Source organism: Altericista sp. CCNU0014, assembly GCF_044923475.1.
GTDB lineage: Bacteria > Cyanobacteriota > Cyanobacteriia > Thermosynechococcales > Thermosynechococcaceae > JAAURS01.
This window is the reverse complement of sequence record NZ_CP137338.1, coordinates 2,418,515-2,435,679: the sequence shown is the minus strand read 5'-3', so window position 1 is coordinate 2,435,679 and position 17,165 is coordinate 2,418,515. Positions and strand designations below refer to the sequence as shown.

The window sequence follows — 17,165 nt, the reverse complement described above, 5'->3', positions numbered from 1 at the left end:
AAACGATAGGCGATCGCAAACACTTGACGGTGCATGAGGTGGAGCGACGCTTAGAATCCAGTGATTTGATGCTTTCAAAGCATACTTTCCAGCCCTTGTTTCTGCACGAGGTGTAGGAGTTTGAGAGCCGTGCCTGCGGGGCGCTTCTGACCAATTTCCCACTTCTGCACCGTTGATACGCTCGTATTTAACACAGCCGCAAAAACCGCTTGACTCACCTTCGAGGCTTCGCGGATCTGCTTGATTTGTTCCGGCTTCAGTGGTGGTACCGGAGGCAAACACATCCGGTCGAACTCGCGCATCGTGACCCGATCCATCACGCCAGCCTTATGGAGTCCTGCGGCGGTTTCGTGGACAGCCTCAAGAATCGGTGATTTAGTCTTTCTCATCGCAATTTACCTCCATCAATTCGCCAGCACGTTTAGCTTGCTCAATCGCTTCTGAAGTGAGAGCCAGAAGCTCCGAAGCCAATTTCTTTAACGCTTCTTCTTCGTCTTTATCAATGTTGCTACGCTCGTTCTTGGAGAAACCGTACACGAAAACCCAGCGGTTTCCCTTGTTGGTCGCAATCAGTGTGCGGAAGCTGCCCCTTTTGCCTTGCCCAGGCCGCGCAATCCGTTTTTTGATCAGACCACCGCCTAGATCGGCTTCATAAAGCCCCTCAGACATCTCGCGTACCGCGTCGCAAAGAGAAGAGTCATTGAGTCCCTGTTTCCGCGCCCAGCGGACGAACCATCGTGTTTTGTGTATTTTCATGCCATCGTTTCTCAAACTAAATATAGCACTTAGTGATATATTTAGCGATCTTATAGGGTGACGACCAAGAGAGAATGCCTCATCGCCTATTAGCGTCTCGTATGACGGCTTGAAAAGCTGTGGCAGTAGGCTAATAAAATCCTTGACATGCGACGGATATAGCTACATATTTGTAGCTACAATTGAGCGTGAGGAGTCTATAATTGCATTGGGAATGGAATGACGAAAAGAATCGCACAAACAAGCGCGATCACGGATTGAGTTTTGAAGCCGCGCAATACGTTTTTGCCGATCCTTTGGCGGTCAGCCGACCCGATCCATATCCGCACGAAGAGCGCTGGCAGACTATAGGGTTGATTGGGCAAATGACCGTTTTTGTCGTGCATACATGGGTGGAACCCGATCCGTTGACGGGTGAAGAAACAGGGCGAATTATTCAGTGCTCGCGAAGCAACATCTTATGAAAGGAGGGCTTATGAAGAAGGCGCGTTCTAATTCAGTGCCACCGGAGATACAGGCGGAAATTGATGCGCTGGCCGCGTCGAAGAAGCCGCCCCGCACCGATCTTATCCCAGAGGCCACCGGAGACTGGAGCAAAGCTAAGCGCGGGCTATTCTATCGTCCAATCAAGCAGCAGATTACGCTAAGGCTCGACGCCGATCTGATCGACTGGTTCAAGACGCATCACCCGCAAGATGAGGGGTATCAAACCAGCATCAACCGCGCTTTGCGCGAATATGTTGCACAGAATAAATCTTAAGCATTGTCGCTCTGGTTCTTTTGGACTTTTGACAAGATCGAGGCTTGCGTAGGAAGCGCGCTCAAACCTGATGCTTACTCTTCCTCGTACATAATTTAAAGTAAAGGGACTGATACAACTCCTTGAGGGGAAACGCGATATAGGTAATGGGATTAATGGTTACAATCACATCGCGAAAATCTCGTTTTGCGAGGGCCACGATCGCCCAGGCCACCCAGCGGGCGCTCATCACGCCGTAGGGATTGAGTTGGCTCTTAAACGGTCCCAGCACCAGCTTGCGAATAATGCAGGGCGCATCCAAGCGCCGCAGCGTCACTAAGTCGCCCAAGGTTCGTTTCGAGAGTTCGTACAGGGGGCTGAAGGCTGGGTTGACCTCGGCTTCGGAGGTATTGACCCACAATTCCTTGATGGCCCGATGGGACGATTTCGTGACCGTCTCTAAAAACAGCTCGGCCAGCTTCAGCGTCGAGAATGCATTCACCTCGAAGGATTTTTGCACGGCGGCGTAGGAGCGATCGCCGTATACGTTCGTGCCGTGGTTGAGGATCAAAATATCCATACCTTCCAAGCTCGCTTTCAGTTGCGCCTCGCCTCCAATTTGCCAGTATAAAACGTCGACCCCGGACTTGAATCGTACATCTGCGTTCGTGCTGATGGCGACGACTCTCGCACCCTGCGCGGATAATTCCTCGACTAACGCCTGCCCCAGCGCGCCGGAGGCTCCCGTCACCCCGACGACCTTCCCCTTGAGAGAAAGGCACGTACCGAGTACCTTATCGACCAGCGGCACCGTCGAGCAAAAGTAAGCGTTGCCCTGGTCGAAGTGATGCCGCCAGTGATAGGTGCGGTTGACGCTCCACTGCGACGGAATTTCGACCAGATCCCCGGCTTGTGGGTCAGATCGGTTTGCAGTAAGAATCCTTGGGACCGGGCGATCGCCGGAATGAGAAACCCTAAAGAATAGAGACAGCCCGCCCACATGCCAAGCCATAGGCCGCAGGTTTGGGCGAGTCCCGCGATCGCCGCCGTGAGGGCCACCATCGCGATCGCTTCAGGGACGTCGTTGGACCACTGCGCCTTCTTATACGCTTCTAAGCTGGTCATGCTCAGATCGCGACGGTACGCCTTGTGGTGGAGGTTATGAAAGCCTTGGAGTGGCTGCCAGTAATGCCCGGCCAGATGGTAGCCATCCCGAATCACCTCGGCTGCGAGCACGGACCCCAACCCTAGAAAAGCTTGGATGAATAGTTCGCTGGGTAACAGATTGACATCCATCCGGTCTCGAATCGCCCTACCTTAAAAATCTTTTGTTAGTGTAACCCGACGTGCGGGTTGGGACAAAGCGAACCCTCTGCGGGCCATCGCTCAGCCCTGCAGTCTTTGGGTGACAAACGCTTTGAGTTTTTGCGTGTCCTTGCCGCGATTGTGCCAGCGGGGGCTTTCGACGCCGATTTCCTGATGGTAATCCCACAGTTCGTTTTGGTAGGTGTTAAAGAATTCCTTGACGGCTTGGCGGTGGATCCTGAAGACGTTCTCCAATATCCCGCCATTGATCGCAAAGGATTCGGACGGGTGGAGGCGATTCCAGTCCTGAATGGCGAGGACGATCGCCTCAGCCCGTTGAAAGGCTTTGCCGGCCTTAGGCCCGCGCGCTTTGGGAAGGTCCGCGCTCGCTTGAGGGGTTGTCGGTCGAGCGGGCTGGCTCGGTTCGGCTTGCTGTGTCGCAACGGGTTCGAGGGGCGCTGCCGCGATCGGCGGAGCGTCGAGCTGTTCTGACGGGATGGGGGGAAGCTCTTGAGTGCTCGCATCTTCGCTGGCGCGTTCTGTTGCGATCGTCTCCGTTCCATCGAGCAGCAGCCGGAAGCCCTCCAGTTTGTCTTGCGCCAGCTTCAAGGTTTGGGCGAGGGCCGCGTTTTCAACCTGAAGCTGCGCCAGTTTTTCTCGATAACTTTGGCTTTCTTGGGCTTGGGCGATCGCCCGATCCCGTTCCCGTCTGAGGTCGAGGTTTTCGCGCTCCAATCCTTCCACGCGGCGCACGAACCAGCCTCCGTTGGTTTCGATGCGAACGGCCTGGATCTGGGCCTCAAATTCCGACCGCAGGGCCGCGCGCGCGCGCTCCAATTCGAGCTGCCACGCCTTTTGAAGCTCGGCTAAATCTTGCTGCGAAACGGCGGCGGTCTCTTGGCGCGAGGCGATCGCCCGTTTGGGTTCCTTTGGTTTCGATGGCTTCTGCTTGGCGTTCTCCATTGCTTCGGACCCATCGAGCAACTCTAGCAGCGGCAATGGTTGAGGGGACGGCGCAGCAGTGTTTCCGCTCTCCTCTTCCATCAATGGTAGCGCTCCGACCCGATCTAGGAGTATCCCTTTATCCCCGAGCGGGTGTCCCCGATCGTCGACCAACTGATACCGAAAATAGTTACCCGTAGCGCCCGAATCCAGGACGTGCCCCAAATAGTGCTGGAGAAACGCATATTCGTGGTGGTGCTGGGGGCAGAAGAAATAGGCGGCCACGGCACCCCACAGACTTCTCAGGTCGTGCACCGTGACGGCTTTTTTCCTCCCAACGTCGGGACCACGCCCGTTCGGCCCAGATAGCGATCGCAGACGCGATTGGCTTGAACGTCGAACTGATTGATGGCCGCTCTCAAGTCCTCTGCTTCTAGCTCGGCGAACTGCCGCACCTCCGGTAACTGCCGAAAGTGCCGAACGCGTTCGAAGAGCGTCGCTGCTGGCACGAGCGTCACGATGTCGTATCCTTCGCGTGCCTGTTTTTGCTGGCCTTCGAAATGGAGCATGTAGGGATGGTCGGTCAGCTGAAACGAGCCGCGAGCCACCACTTCCCCGATGCGCCGTCCCGTCAGCCCTGCAATGGCGATCGCCAACCGTCGCGCCTCAAACTTCCCCGACCCCGCGAGCAAATCTTGCAAGGCTTGGAGGTAACGGTCGACCGATACCGCTTTCAAACTCAACTGCTTGCTGCGGTTGATCTGAGACTGCCGTTTGTCCAGCGCTTCGTAGACCTCCGGGTCATACTTGAGGTGGGTCAAGGCCCAATGTTCCGTGCGGGTCTCCTGGACGCCCGTCACGCGCTGCCGGTGGATGTATTGATGGCTGTTGCCTGCCGTCAGCCTCAGCGTTCCGTCTGCGATCGCCGCTTCGATCGCTTTGCGGTATTTCGATAAATACTTGGTGGCTAAGGTCGTCTGCGGGTACCCCCGCTCCAACAGTCGGATTTCAGCCGCGCAGAGCGCCTCGATCTCGGCCTCAGAATCGACCCCCTGCAGCAGCTCGATAAATCCCGCCATGAGTTGGGTCAAGTCGTCTCCAGACAATCTCAGGCGATTTCCTCGGTGGATGCGATCGCAAAAAGCATCAATGATATCGGCTCGAGACATAGCGCGCGAACTATCCGATGAATTGAACTGCTGTGGCGGAATGCTGCCTCCGCTTCGTATGTATACCATCTCGAACCCGCGAAGAAAAAGCGATCGGCCATAAAAGATCGAGCGCTTGAGCTTTTTGGAATATTTGCTATGGTGTGAGGCATGGAAAGAGCCTTCAGGGATCGGGTGCATCCAAATTCCCGTGCGGGACATTTTGCCGATCTAGATGCTAGTTTGTGTACGGTTGGCGTATACAAACGCACTGGCGCGCGGAAGCTTTGACAGGCGAGCTCGGTGAATCGACGCTGCGAGTGGGGGAACGGGTGAGGCAACTCATCTGTAAGAGTGCTGCGGGACGGGTGCGAGCTTGTCAAAATTGACCGTCGGTTGCCTAGCTCTGCAGGGGCAGGACCGAACAGACAAACGTTTGAGGGGGGTGTTTGTCGAGCAGTCCGAAATCTAAAGCGCGATCTTTGGAATCCCTCGCTACATCGGTATTCCGATTGGCGGTGGGAGGATGTTGAATGTGGAGTTCTAAGTGGACGATCGAGGCAGTATGTCGCAACACGCAAACGTTGTAAACCAAACCCCGCTCATCTCAGTCGTCATCTGTACCTATAACCGTGCCGATCGTCTCCTTTTAGCCTTAGAGGCTTTGACCCAGCAGACGCTTCCGAGCGACGCGTTTGAAGTGTTGGTGGTGGACAATCGCTCTACGGATAACACGTCGGCGATCTGTCAGTCGTTTCAAGCCCGCTTTGCCCGCTTTAGATACGTCTACGAACCGATGCAAGGGCTCTCTAAGGCGCGCAATACGGGCTGGCGGGTCTCTCAAAGTCCCTACATTGCGTATCTAGATGACGATGCCATTCCTTGCCAGGGATGGATTGAAGCCATCCTGACAGTGTTTGAAACGGTGCAGCCCAAACCCGTCAGCATCGGCGGCCCGATTTACCCGCTCTGGGAGATCCCCCGACCGGACTGGGTTACCCCGGTGATGGAAACGCTCTTCACGATGCTCGATGGCGGAGATGTCCCGCGCTGGTTTGAAGACGATGAATATCCTTGGGGTGCAAACGTCATTTATCGCCGCGATGCCCTCGAAAAGGCGGGCGGTTTTTGCGAGCAGTTGGGTCGCAAAGGGCAGAGTTTGCTATCCATCGCTTGGCAATGTTATCCCACGTCTCAGCGCACGCCACTTCGCGAGCATTTTGGCTCAATTCCTTGAGCTTAACCGGATCCTTGAGCAGTTCTACGACTTGATGAGCCACAGCAACTTGCGTACGGGGATCGTTCGGATCGCCAGAACGCTTCAAACAATATTCTTTCTCTACTAAAGCGGCATAATCTGTCGTCACTGGCAAACATCCGAGCACTGCTGATTCTCGGAGGGAAATTCCGTCTATTTCCTCAAAGGTAGTCGCGTAATAGTGGATGACCGCACTCGACTTTGCAGCAATCAAAACATCCTGACCGACTTTGCCATGCTCGATGATGCCGGGTTGCTTCATCAATTCGATCGTTTTGTCTTTCCAGCGTCGGTAGTCCAGATTGTCGCCATACATGAGATCGGTAAAGTCCCATCCGTAATAAATATGCAGGACGGCTTCTGGAATTTCCTTTTTGATAATCGGCCATCCATGAATCAGCATCGGTTCCAATCCCCGCTGATAATTGGATGCATAGATGAGTTTATAAGGATTCTTACGAGTGACATCAATATCGATGAGCGAATTTCTAACGCCATTCGGAATAATCGCAAACTTATCTTCTGTAACTTGGGGAAGCAGCCCTCGCTGATATTTCGACTTAAAAAATATCGTTTGTACGTTCTTCAAGTTTTGCGCGTTAAATTGGTCTTTATAGAGTACATCGTGCGCGTCAAACCAAACTCTGTTCGCCTTGTAAGAGAAGTCGATCGCATCTACCCGCCGCCAAATAATCAGCGTATCGAACGTATCGTATGGATTGAATTGAGTGTAGGTGCGATAATTCGCGCCATCGTACGTCCCGGCTTTATCTCCAAAATTCCCGTAAACCGTCACCGCATACCCTAACTTGCTCCACTCCCTAACCAGATGGATAATGGCCGTTTCAGAACCGCCAATGCCAACGTTGAGACTGTGCGGCGACCACTCGTACATCGTGTGACCCGCGAAATAGACGATCGACCGATCCGGCCAAGTCCTTGCAAACCACTTGTTTTTGAGTTCGAGAAGCCTATCTTTGAGCGATAAAATTCTTTTGAGCGCCTTCGCGAGCCAAGCGAGGTTGCTTCGCTTAATCCAGTTTTTAAAATCTCGATAGTGCATGTTTGAGGTGCGGGATAGAAGAGGTGCAAAATGTGACGGGACGCGTTTCTTATTTCTTGACCAGCGGCGGCACGACGAAAAGCTTCTGGGTCTTGAGAACCGCCAAAATCTCCGCATCGACTGCTTTCACGCCCCCATAGGGCGCAAACTCCGCACCGCTAAAATTTCCCTTAATATCGAAATCTCGCACGCCCGTATCGTCCATATACCAACCGTAGGTTTGAATCGCTTCCAAGATGCGGCGAGCCGGCAGCGACAGTTTGAGCTTTTTTAAATCGAAGTTCGGGTCGAGCTGCACGAGAAAACCGTATCCGAGCAATCCTCGGTTGTTCTGGTCGATCGAATTGTCCACATTGTTGGCGGGGTAGACGATCGCCTTCCAGGCCTTATCCACCGGACCTGTGAGGGCGTGAGGAATCGGTCGTTCGGGGTCGATCGCCTCTCCAGGACGAATCAAGGCCACGAGGTCCGACTTCGCCGCAGCATTAATGCCCCACTGGTCCCCCAAGTTGGGCAACTTTTCTTTGGGGGTGACCGCTTCCCCAGACCAGTCGCCCAGCTTTGTACCTAAATCGGGGCGATCGCAGTCCGGCGACGAAATCCAGGTGGACACGATGGTGTTATCGGAACTGTCCAACCAGATGACGGTGCGATCCGAAGACTGATAGGGAACGCCTTCCCCATTTCCCCCGAGCAGCACGTTGGCGCTATTGCGAATGCGGGTGGTCGTGTTGTAGCCCTTGAACGGATTGTGTTGGGGGCAAACGCCCGTCTTGGCGTAGGCTCCATTTGCCAGCGAGATCCGCCGCACCGGATCGGTCGCCTTAGAAATCACCAGACCGATCCCAAAACCGTCGGAACCGTCGCCCGGAGGGCCCAATGTTGAGATGTGACCCGTCTGAACGTAACCGATCGGCAGTTGGACTCGGGGCCAATCCGAGGGGATTTTATGGTAGAACGGGGCGTCGATCGAGTAGGGCTGGGGATAATTGCCCGCGAGCGGTTGGGGCGTCATCGGAGACCACGCGGTCGGTCGCAGTTTGCGCAATTCTTCTTTGTCTAAGGAGAGATCGAATCCCGCAGCTTGGTACATGCGGACGATCTCTTTGCGCTTGGCCGCATACTCCGGCGGCAGCGTAATGCTGGGATTTGCCGTGCGATCGTAAATTTCGTCTGCGGTTCGCGAGCGCGCGGTCGGATGGGGTAAATAGGGACTCAGTTGAGGGCTAAAAGACAGATCGGGGACGCGGGTCGCATCGACGATCGTGCCAGCCATCTTGCTCGCTCCGCAACTGCCGACGATCGAGACCAACAGGACCAGCGCAAACCCCAAGGCGGTTTGCTTCAGTCTCCCGAAAAATCTGTTTGAAGATGGCTTCACGGCTTCAGCCTCAATGGATTGGCAAACAGTATTGACTTCTCCCCCTCAGGAGATCGGAACGGACTGCACGTTGTGGAACGACCAATACGTGCCCTTTTGACTGAGCAACCGCTCGTGTTGCCCGGACTCGACAATTCGACCTTTCTCCATGACAACGATGCAATCCGCATTGCGAATCGTAGAGAGACGGTGGGCGATCGTCAGAACCGTTCGATTTTGGCGCAGCCGCTCCAGGGCTTCCTGCACCAAACGCTCGGACTGAGAATCTAACGCGCTGGTCGCTTCGTCCAGAATGAGAATATCAGGATCCCGCAAGATCGCTCGCGCAATTGAGATCCGCTGGCGCTGCCCGCCGGAGAGTTGAACGCCGCGATCGCCAACGAGGGTATCGTATCCTGCCGATAGCTGTTGGATAAATTCATCCGCATTGGCAAACCGAGCGGCCTCTACAACCTGCTCGTCGCTCACATCTTCTAGACCGTACGCAATATTTTCGCGGATGGAAGTGTTGAAGATATAAGTATCCTGGCTGACCGTTCCAATGCACCGCCGGAGGGAATTGAGATCGTAGTCGCGGATATCGCAACCGTCGATTTCGATCGACCCCTTCGTGACATCGTAGAATCGAGGCACGAGTACGGCTACGGTTGACTTTCCCGCCCCGGAAAACCCGACCAAAGCAACGGTCTGACCGTAGGGAATTTCCAGATTGAAATCTTCGATCGCGTTGGTGCGACCGTTATAAGAAAAACTGACATTCCGAAAGCTAATCCCCTTTTGCAAGCGGTCTAACTTGCGCGTCCCCGACACCAGTGCTGCCGTGTGCTCGGACGACAAAGTGTCAGCAACCACCGCGAGGGAAGGTGAAAACTGCTGAATGGCCCCTCGGGCAGCATTAATGCGCTTGGTGACTGGCAGAATCTTGATCAGCGCCAGCATAAACGTCAACAACTCCGACGTTCCCAACAATCCTTTGACAATCAAAAAGTTATAGCTGCAGACCAAGATCAGCAGCGCCACCGTCATGGTGGCCAGTTCTGTGAGCGGGTCGATCAGCCTCATTTTTTTAAGAGACAACATCGTTCTATCCCGAACTGAGTCGCAGAGCTGATTAAAGCGCTTGAGTTCGAAGTCTTGAGTTGCATAGGACTGGACGATTCGCACGCCAGCCAGCGTATCGAGATATCGAATATGCATTGCTTCTCTGGCTTCGTACTCTGCCCTTCCCAAGGGCTTTATTTTTTTCAGCAGTCGGTTGAGACCCAGGCCGACCCCGGCAATCAGCACGATAATGAGCAACGTGAGCTGCCACGACAGCAAAACCATGGTGGCAATATAAGCCGTTAAGACGGAAAGCGCGATAAAAAGACTGATGACCCAACTCATCAGAATGTTGATGTTGTGAATTTCCGACATCATATTCGACAACGTGCCCATCTTTTCATTGTCGAAAAAGGTGATTGGCGCGTGCAGGTATTTTTCATAAAGGCGCTTGCGAAAGAGAGCGACTACATTTTGGAGGTAGATATTCGTACTGTCATCGGCCCAATAGCTAAAAACGACTTTAAGCAAGACAGAAGCCAATAAGATAATGCTAAAAAGAGAAAGTAAAACCCCTTTGGGCTGGCCGAGCAACCAAAGCGCTTGTTCTTGAAGAAATGGAAGTTCGGGCAATTTAAATTTAGTATTCTCGCTGAGCAGAAGTTGTAAAAAAGGAATGGTCAAACCGATACCCGCGCCATCCAGCAGCGCTGCCACGATCGTCGCAACAAATCCAATATAGAGCGGCTTGCGCGACACTTGCTTTCCAACTTGCATGAGCCGCCTAGCACTCTGCCAACGACTGCCAAGTTGAAATATTTGAGGCATTTGCCAAAGGCGATTCGATCGTTTTTCTTGCCGTTTCACAGTATCTCCGTATCTCTCAAAAAATTACATAATGGAAATCCGATGACACGAGAATCCTTCGCGGCGACCCTCCAATTCCGTTTTCAAGAAAAGGCTCCCTCAACCGTAGATTCAACCCTTCGGATTAAAGATTTTTTATAGTCTTGCCACCATATTTTTATTTTTTTAGATGAATTTTCTATATCGACCGACTGAATTAAGTCACCTAAATTCCTCCAATCATCAATCAAAGGGCAGGGAAAATCCGAAGGATATGCCTTTTCCCAATACTGATAGTTTCTCAACCAAAAGTTTTTATCTCGACTTCCATATTTAAGAATGAGTTGTGGATTAAATAAAACTGCCAAAGCACGAGCCATCGATTTAGTTTCAATAATCGGGATCGTGCCAGCTTCCAAGGATTCATACACGCGAAAACAATCCACCGAATAGTTTCCCATAGGACACAAGGAAAACTTCGTGTCGTTCAACAAGCCAGCATAGTCTTGAGTGGACAATGCATTGGGATCGTTCCATTGACTCGTTGCGTGAAATTTACCGCCTGAAATCTGTTTGGCATATTTCATCATTTCAAATCGAGATCCTTTAAGATGGCCCGCAAAAGACCATAAATACGGCCTCTCAGCCATAGATCGATCGACCAACTCGTGACTAAAACCAGACTTATAGCCAATGGGAAGATAGTGACAGTGGCTGTATTTCCTACAATCCTCTTCCTTATAATATTGTCTAAAAACAAAATCTAGATCTTGGTAAAATTTCGTAGATTCTCTATAAAATTCATCTCCTAAATGAAATAAGCCCACTTTCTTTCCAGCAGATTTGAAGCGCTTGATATAGTCATAAAATTGCTGGCGCTCTTCGCTGTAACTCTTTTGAGCCCCTGAACCCATAAAAAACGATTGACTGAGGTTGGCAACAACGATCGCATTATCGACGCAAACCCGATTCTCAAAATCAACGATATGATTTACTTTAAAGCCAGATAATAACAAACAGAGCCAGTCATACTCATAAGCATAATTAGGCTCGAATTTCCACCAAATCAAGTTAATCATTTCTGGCTTTAGTTTAATTTGCTTTAGTTTAATTGTCCCGAGTAAAACATAAAGAAATACTCTTTGGGCAGTGCGTTAAGTCCTTTAAAATTTCCACCCCGTCGATCTTTACTGATTTCCAAGCGGTCAGGAGGTCAAAGTTAGTTGCAAAATATCATCGACAGTATTTTGAACTAAATGATTCGATGTAACGTATATATATGCATCTTCTATTTGTTTTTGAGGAGCACCGCTAAATGTTTTCATATAATCTAATAACTGTTCGTCTGTATCGTAGGCAAAACCAAATTTATTCATTAATTTTGCACCCGCGAGGTTGCGCGCCGCCCAAGGCGTTTTATTGAGCATCGATTCGAGCAGCACCAGCCCAAAACCTTCGCGGTGCGAGTGCATAACATATAAATCTGCCTCTAAAATAGCAGAGATAACATCGTTCCGGTCGTCGATCATGAAGGGTTTCACAAATTTCGACTCTTCCGGCATCAAATTATATCGATTATCGTAACCCGTTAAGACAAGCGTTATATCCTCGCGATCGACGCGATCGAATAGACTGACCAATTCGCGCATCGCTTTATTCGGCCAATACCCACCGCACGATAAAAACATATATTTTGTTTCGATCCCATACTTCGCGCGGAAGCCAGGCATGCCAATAGAAACTTTTTCATCGATACTGTGTCGGATTTGTACCGATTTCGGCAATAGATTTTCACGTTCGACCAATTCCCAGTCTTCTGTTGTAGAACAACCAACGTACTTAACCGCTCGAGTCGCTCTCTGATAGATACGACTGTCTGAAGGAATAATTAACATGAGCAACATGGGCGATTTCAATCTTTTCGCGCTTTCTAATGTCAGTCTCACGATCGGATTTTTTTGAACCGGGAGATCGCCACCATGAACCACAATTAAATCCCATTTTTTCAGAAGAATAAATGGATTTTTTGTGACGCGAACTCCATTCAAGTCGCCTTTATGTTCGCCTGCCAACACCCAAACTTCATGACCGCGATGAAGCGTTTCCTCTGCCATATTACGGACGTAATTCTCAGAACCTCCAGGGAAAGGAGCGTATCGATGGACCACATACAACACTTTTTTTCTCATGTTGTTTTGATTCTCTTGTCATTTTGATAATACATGGAACGAATGGGAAAGACAGCCAGTTGCGCGGCGACGAAAAACGGGAATCTCGAACGACTCACCAGCCCAGAATTTTGAGAAACCGTTCGATGTAGCGGATATCAAACGTCCGGTTGTAGGGCTGATAATAGGCCTGAGAAGAGCGCAACCAGCGATGAACCCACTTGTCGATCTTGTTGCGCGGATCGCTCAGCGGACGCGAGGGATCCTTGCCGTAGATTTCGCGATACACTGCGTCCCAATCGACCGTCCAAATATTCTGCCGTCGAAAGTGCGCGGCACCATACTTGTCGAGCATATCGACCAGTTCCTTATCCCACCAAGGACGATGGGGACGGCGAACGCTCGTCATATCGATCCCCCGTTCCACGTAACCCTGCATCCAATGGCTCGGAATGGGGCGGATTTGGTCGGGCCTCAAGCTATCTTCTTCGTGGTATTGCCGATAGAGTTCGATCGCGCTGCGGTGGGGATTCACAACTCGCTCGAAACATTGATACCAGCGCCATTTACTTTCCCGGCGCATATCGTCGGTAAACGCAAAGTGCATCACTTTGATATCCCGCATCAGAATGTCCGGAGCGTTCAACGGAGCCGGGATCCGAGTCGTATGCAAGGTGCTCCAGGTGGGTTCGCTGCCATCGTCCATAAAGCCCCAGGCATAATCCCAAGGCGCCTGCCAATAATGCTCCAGATCGCTCATCAAGTTACACCACTTGAAGCGAACGGCAGTCCCCATGGGGGCGTCGAGCAGCGTCTGCCACTCGGGACTGGTCGTGAAGTTGGCCGTGAAGGCTTCATCGGCATCGAGGGTAATCAGCAGCCGAGGTCCGGGAATCTTGCGGGCCTCGTCCAACACGAGCTTTTGTCTTTCGGCTTCGTTGTAGCCCGTTGACGGATTGCGGACGACCGTTACTTTGGGGTAGCGACTGGCGATTTCTGCCGAGTTATCGGTCGATTGGTCCGCGAGGATAATATGGTCTGCCCAAAGGCTCGCGCACTGCAAGAACCGATCCAGAATCCAGGCTTCATTTCTGACAGGCGTAAGACAGATAATCGTCGGTTTTCCCATAATTTAGATCCCTTTATAAATCGCAAAAATAAAGACAATATATATCGCGCGAAAGGATGGCGATCGCCGACTGAGCAACGCGCTAGGGCGACCGTCAGCCAAACCAAACTTTAGAAAAATAGCCCCACTGCCAAGACAAAATTAGCCTTGCCCGATCCAAAAGTCCAATTTGCATGGGTCCGATTGGAATGGGGCGTTTGGGTCGAGGCAAGCACTCAAAGACGAGCGGATTGAGGTCCAAAACGCGTTTGAGTAGATTCCAAGTGCTGCTCAAGCGCTGGTAGAGCGACGATTTGCCCACGATATGATCGACTAAAGCAACCGAATAACCCTGCCAGTAACTGCGCTGGACCAGCCACTCCGGGTGGATCCGTTCCTTGGGAACCCAGTGGGACACGGCGGCTTGGGGGCTGTAATAAAATCCTTCTCCCTGCGCTTTTAAGGTGGCATTCAACAACGTCTCTTCCCCAGACAGAGCAGATTGCAAAATAGTTAATTAACTTAATTAAAATTAAGTGACTTTAAAACATTTTTTTTAAAATTAAATAACTTCAAGGCAATCTGTTATTATCCAGATAGGCTTTGTGACATTTGAAACTTTTTTGCTCCTGCTCGTGGGTTTCTCGATTGCGCGCTTGTTATGAAAATACTGGAGCGTGGGTATTCTATTGTTGTGGCCTAACTCTCTTTTCGAAAAACGCTCGACAGAATGCCTGCATTAAAAATTTTTGTGACTGATGCCAGCGGTTCATCGGTCAAGCTCTTATTATGAAAATGCTGGAATGCGGGCATCATGTTATTGCAGCGCATTCCCCTTTTTCTAGTATCGATCGACCGGATGTCTCGAGCGTTTTGCAATCGAGAAAACGTTCTCGACGTGCCATTAGATCTCTCGAACTGCTCTGAACTGTTCCCTCACATTGTCGGTTGCGACTGCTGCGTCGTGCATTGGGGCACAACCCTCACGATCCGTTGCAGGAGCAGTTCGGGTTTGCCCTTGACTCGACTCAAACCCTTTTAAAGGTCTGTGCTGAAGCGCGAGTTAAAAAATTTGTTTGCATTAGCTCGACAGCTGTTTATGGAGATCCTCCCCCTTCCATCGCGATCGCGGAAGAGTCGCCTTATCTTTCATCTCTCAGGCCTCAGACGTCCATTTATCAATCGGTGGAAAAACTCGTTTTGGGGATAGAGACGGGCGGTACCGAAGTTGTCGTTCTCCAACTCGGTCGGGTTTACGGTCCTGGAGCGCGGGGCGAGACGGCTCGAATGCTAAACCACATGAAAACCGCGTTTATTCCGCTCGCGAGGTCCGGTACGGGTTACTGCAATCCAATTTATATCGACGATGCTGCGATGGCGATTATTCGCGCTTGCGAAATCTCCGATCTGCACGGGCAACGTTTTATTATCAGTCTCGATCGGCCCGTGAGCTGGAGAGAATTGCTGACGGGTTACGAATCTATTCTAGGGGAAAAAGCTTTAATTACTTTGCCGATCGATTACCAATGCGAGTGGCAAGACTCCATCCCTTTTTTTAGAGAGCTAGTCTCGACAATGCTTCAAAAAAGAAAAAATTAGGGAAGGGACGAGTGCCATTGCGAAAGCGGTTTGGGGCAAACCCATTTACTATCCATCTCCCGACGAATTTCGGACGTTGGTCGCTCGGCCGATATTTTCGAATCAAAAATCCCGCGATCGCTTGAATTTTGAACCTCAAGTTTCTTTGGCGACTGGAATGGAGAAAATTCGGGAATGGTGGCATCAAAACCGCCCGGAGATGGGGTAAATATCTATGTCAGACGATCGAGTTGTGATTGTAGGCAGCGGTCCGACGGGTACCATTGCGGCTTGGACGCTCGTTCGGGCTGGCTTTAAGGTAACCCTGTTAGAATCGGGCTGCAGTTTTCCGAAGCATTTGCACGTCCGTCTTTGCGATCGAGAAATCTACTGCCCTTATGCGTTAGAGATTCGGGATCGGGTCACCTACCCTCATTTTGAGAATTTAGGCGACCCTCTGACGAGATGGTTTAAGGCCCATTTGCTGGGAGGGCTGGGTAGTTTTTGGGGCGGAGTGGTGCTGCGTTTTGCCGCAGAGGATTTTACGCAGGGCGAGTTAGTTTCGCAGCGGTTTTGTTGGCCCATTCGTTACGAGGATCTCGAGCCTTATTACAACCGTGTCGAGCAACTGATTGGCGTTCGTGGCGGTACGAGATCGGTCCCCGTGCTTCCTGCTTGTCAAGTAAGTCGCGTTCTCGACGTTCCCCAGGAATTTTCCGATCTTGCTGCAGCGGCTGCAAAGCTGGATCGCTGGTTGGTTCCGACCAATCACGTGTACGGCAATTCAACGATCCTCAGTCAAATTCCTTCGCCCGCTAATGTTGGCATTCGTTTGCTCGCTCGACTGCGACGGTGCAAAAATTTTCGCCTTATTAGTAACGCTCATGTCACCCGCTTGCAACTGCATCAAACGAAAGCTGCCGCGGCGGGGTTGAATATATCGATCGCCAAAGTGGCGAGCTGTGTTTTCAAGCGGGCAAAGCGGTCGTGTTGGCTGCCGGGCAGTTGGGCTCGACCCACATTCTGTTGAACTCCTGTTCTGGCAACGGTGTCAGTGGCGTGGACAATGCTAGCGGTCTGATCGGTCGATATCTCCACGACAACATGTATGCGGCCTATACCTACGATGTGGATCGCCCTCCGTTAAAGCAGTCCTTGATGTCATACCTGACTCGCCCAGATTACGCAAAAGCAGAGCCGCTGCGGACGACTGGTTTTCAGATCTATGCTGGCGCGCTCGATAAAAAACCGCTTGCTAATGCCAAACTGCGCGGCAATCTGGGATTGGCCCCGCAATCGCTGCAAGAGGGCGAATTCTCCCTGCTATTTGCCTGCTTTGGCACTCAAGTCCCCCAAGAGTCTCGGCATGTTTCCCTCCACCCTACGGCTAAGGATGAATACGGCTTGCCGCTGCTGAGGATCGGGACTTGCCAAGATCGCCAAGACCTCGAAACCCTCGCAGACGGTCGCCGTGCGGCTGAGGCGTTAATGGAGGTAGCGGGTTGGCAGTTTCGCCCTAAAAAACATTGCCATTGAGCCCCCCGGAACGTCCGTCCATTTCGGGGGGACGATTCGCATGCACGATAACCCGAACTTTGGGGTATTGAATGCTTTTAATGCCATGCACGATATTCCAAATGTTTTCGTCGTCGATGCCAGCTGTTTTACAACCTGCGTTGAAAAGAATCCAACGCTGACCGCAATGGCGATCGCCATGCGAGCTGCCGATTTTCTAATTCGAAACAGCGCCTCTCTTCCTTGAGTGCCAATATTGAGTTCTACTCCCCGAAGCCGATCTAGAAATCAAAAGCTGACAGTCGTATTGTCGTTCA

Annotated in this window: 16 protein-coding genes and 1 pseudogene; 7 read left to right on the top strand and 10 right to left on the bottom strand. The window is 51.5% G+C overall.

What is annotated here, in order from left to right; genetic code table 11:
* Positions 1 to 74: 74 nt before the first annotated feature.
* The gene (locus R6H26_RS11850; RefSeq protein WP_404790592.1) at positions 75 to 389 is read right to left on the bottom strand and encodes a helix-turn-helix domain-containing protein; all 315 of its coding nucleotides are present in this window, start codon (positions 387 to 389) and stop codon (positions 75 to 77) included.
* Positions 376 to 756, bottom strand: a complete 381-nt coding sequence (locus R6H26_RS11845) for a type II toxin-antitoxin system RelE/ParE family toxin (protein ID WP_404790593.1) — start codon at positions 754 to 756, stop codon at positions 376 to 378. Before R6H26_RS11845 ends, R6H26_RS11850 begins: the two co-directional genes overlap by 14 nt.
* Before the next feature lie 203 nt (positions 757 to 959).
* Here R6H26_RS11845 and R6H26_RS11840 point away from each other — a divergent pair, with 203 nt between their 5' ends.
* Positions 960 to 1,220 carry a BrnT family toxin gene (locus tag R6H26_RS11840; protein WP_404790594.1) on the top strand — a complete coding sequence of 87 codons (261 nt, stop codon included), beginning with the start codon at positions 960 to 962 and terminating at the stop codon, positions 1,218 to 1,220.
* Positions 1,221 to 1,231: 11 nt separating this feature from the next.
* Positions 1,232 to 1,516 carry a BrnA antitoxin family protein gene (locus tag R6H26_RS11835; protein WP_404790595.1) on the top strand — a complete coding sequence of 95 codons (285 nt, stop codon included), beginning with the start codon at positions 1,232 to 1,234 and terminating at the stop codon, positions 1,514 to 1,516.
* 61 nt (positions 1,517 to 1,577) lie between these two features.
* On the opposite strand, the gene R6H26_RS11830 is transcribed toward R6H26_RS11835, so the two are convergent.
* Complete coding sequence (locus tag R6H26_RS11830) at positions 1,578 to 2,507, bottom strand: bifunctional sterol desaturase/short chain dehydrogenase (RefSeq protein ID WP_404790630.1); 930 nt, start codon at positions 2,505 to 2,507, stop codon at positions 1,578 to 1,580.
* Between the two features lie 374 nt (positions 2,508 to 2,881).
* Positions 2,882 to 4,821: pseudogene (locus R6H26_RS11825) on the bottom strand (protelomerase family protein).
* A 634-nt stretch (positions 4,822 to 5,455) separates the two neighbouring features.
* Here R6H26_RS11825 and R6H26_RS11820 point away from each other — a divergent pair.
* Positions 5,456 to 6,127: a glycosyltransferase family 2 protein gene (locus R6H26_RS11820; RefSeq protein WP_404790629.1), complete on the top strand. Its 672-nt coding sequence runs from the start codon at positions 5,456 to 5,458 to the stop codon at positions 6,125 to 6,127.
* Positions 6,128 to 7,260: 1,133 nt separating this feature from the next.
* Here R6H26_RS11820 and R6H26_RS11815 read toward each other — a convergent pair.
* The 6 genes from R6H26_RS11815 to R6H26_RS11790 form a co-directional block, all read right to left on the bottom strand.
* Positions 7,261 to 8,592 carry a hypothetical protein gene (locus R6H26_RS11815; RefSeq protein ID WP_404790603.1) on the bottom strand — a complete coding sequence of 444 codons (1,332 nt, stop codon included), beginning with the start codon at positions 8,590 to 8,592 and terminating at the stop codon, positions 7,261 to 7,263.
* A gap of 45 nt (positions 8,593 to 8,637) precedes the next feature.
* Positions 8,638 to 10,500 (bottom strand): ABC transporter ATP-binding protein, encoded by a 1,863-nt coding sequence (locus R6H26_RS11810; RefSeq protein WP_404790602.1) that lies wholly within the window; start codon positions 10,498 to 10,500, stop codon positions 8,638 to 8,640.
* Positions 10,501 to 10,583: 83 nt separating this feature from the next.
* Positions 10,584 to 11,558, bottom strand: coding sequence for a hypothetical protein (locus tag R6H26_RS11805; protein WP_404790601.1), 975 nt, complete (start codon positions 11,556 to 11,558; stop codon positions 10,584 to 10,586).
* Between the two features lie 126 nt (positions 11,559 to 11,684).
* On the bottom strand, positions 11,685 to 12,668 hold the full coding sequence (locus R6H26_RS11800) for a glycosyltransferase family 4 protein (RefSeq protein ID WP_404790600.1): 984 nt from the start codon (positions 12,666 to 12,668) through the stop codon (positions 11,685 to 11,687).
* 94 nt (positions 12,669 to 12,762) lie between these two features.
* A complete protein-coding gene (locus R6H26_RS11795; RefSeq protein WP_404790599.1) occupies positions 12,763 to 13,776 on the bottom strand; it encodes a glycosyltransferase family 2 protein in 1,014 nt (337 codons plus the stop codon).
* A gap of 94 nt (positions 13,777 to 13,870) precedes the next feature.
* Positions 13,871 to 14,263 (bottom strand): hypothetical protein, encoded by a 393-nt coding sequence (locus R6H26_RS11790; protein WP_404790628.1) that lies wholly within the window; start codon positions 14,261 to 14,263, stop codon positions 13,871 to 13,873.
* A gap of 440 nt (positions 14,264 to 14,703) precedes the next feature.
* Between R6H26_RS11790 and R6H26_RS11785 the strand changes: the two genes are divergently transcribed.
* The 4 genes from R6H26_RS11785 (at position 14,704) to R6H26_RS11770 (ending at position 17,095) form a co-directional block, all read left to right on the top strand.
* A complete protein-coding gene (locus R6H26_RS11785) occupies positions 14,704 to 15,354 on the top strand; it encodes an NAD-dependent epimerase/dehydratase family protein (RefSeq protein ID WP_404790627.1) in 651 nt (216 codons plus the stop codon).
* 214 nt (positions 15,355 to 15,568) lie between these two features.
* Positions 15,569 to 16,363, top strand: coding sequence for an NAD(P)-binding protein (locus tag R6H26_RS11780; protein ID WP_404790626.1), 795 nt, complete (start codon positions 15,569 to 15,571; stop codon positions 16,361 to 16,363).
* Positions 16,321 to 16,869, top strand: coding sequence for a hypothetical protein (locus tag R6H26_RS11775; protein WP_404790625.1), 549 nt, complete (start codon positions 16,321 to 16,323; stop codon positions 16,867 to 16,869). The genes R6H26_RS11780 and R6H26_RS11775 overlap by 43 nt, the downstream gene beginning before the upstream one ends.
* Positions 16,859 to 17,095 carry a GMC oxidoreductase gene (locus R6H26_RS11770; RefSeq protein ID WP_404791298.1) on the top strand — a complete coding sequence of 79 codons (237 nt, stop codon included), beginning with the start codon at positions 16,859 to 16,861 and terminating at the stop codon, positions 17,093 to 17,095. Before R6H26_RS11775 ends, R6H26_RS11770 begins: the two co-directional genes overlap by 11 nt.
* The last annotated feature ends 70 nt before the right edge of the window (positions 17,096 to 17,165 follow it).

Coding starts and splice junctions, on each gene's coding strand:
- R6H26_RS11800 (WP_404790600.1), bottom strand. CDS start 12,668: ATGAGAAAAAAAGTGTTGTATGTGGTCCATCGATACGCTCCTTTCCCT.
- R6H26_RS11830 (WP_404790630.1), bottom strand. CDS start 2,507: ATGGCTTGGCATGTGGGCGGGCTGTCTCTATTCTTTAGGGTTTCTCAT.
- R6H26_RS11835 (WP_404790595.1), top strand. CDS start 1,232: ATGAAGAAGGCGCGTTCTAATTCAGTGCCACCGGAGATACAGGCGGAA.
- R6H26_RS11780 (WP_404790626.1), top strand. CDS start 15,569: ATGTCAGACGATCGAGTTGTGATTGTAGGCAGCGGTCCGACGGGTACC.
- R6H26_RS11795 (WP_404790599.1), bottom strand. CDS start 13,776: ATGGGAAAACCGACGATTATCTGTCTTACGCCTGTCAGAAATGAAGCC.
- R6H26_RS11850 (WP_404790592.1), bottom strand. CDS start 389: ATGAGAAAGACTAAATCACCGATTCTTGAGGCTGTCCACGAAACCGCC.
- R6H26_RS11845 (WP_404790593.1), bottom strand. CDS start 756: ATGAAAATACACAAAACACGATGGTTCGTCCGCTGGGCGCGGAAACAG.
- R6H26_RS11805 (WP_404790601.1), bottom strand. CDS start 11,558: ATGATTAACTTGATTTGGTGGAAATTCGAGCCTAATTATGCTTATGAG.
- R6H26_RS11820 (WP_404790629.1), top strand. CDS start 5,456: ATGTCGCAACACGCAAACGTTGTAAACCAAACCCCGCTCATCTCAGTC.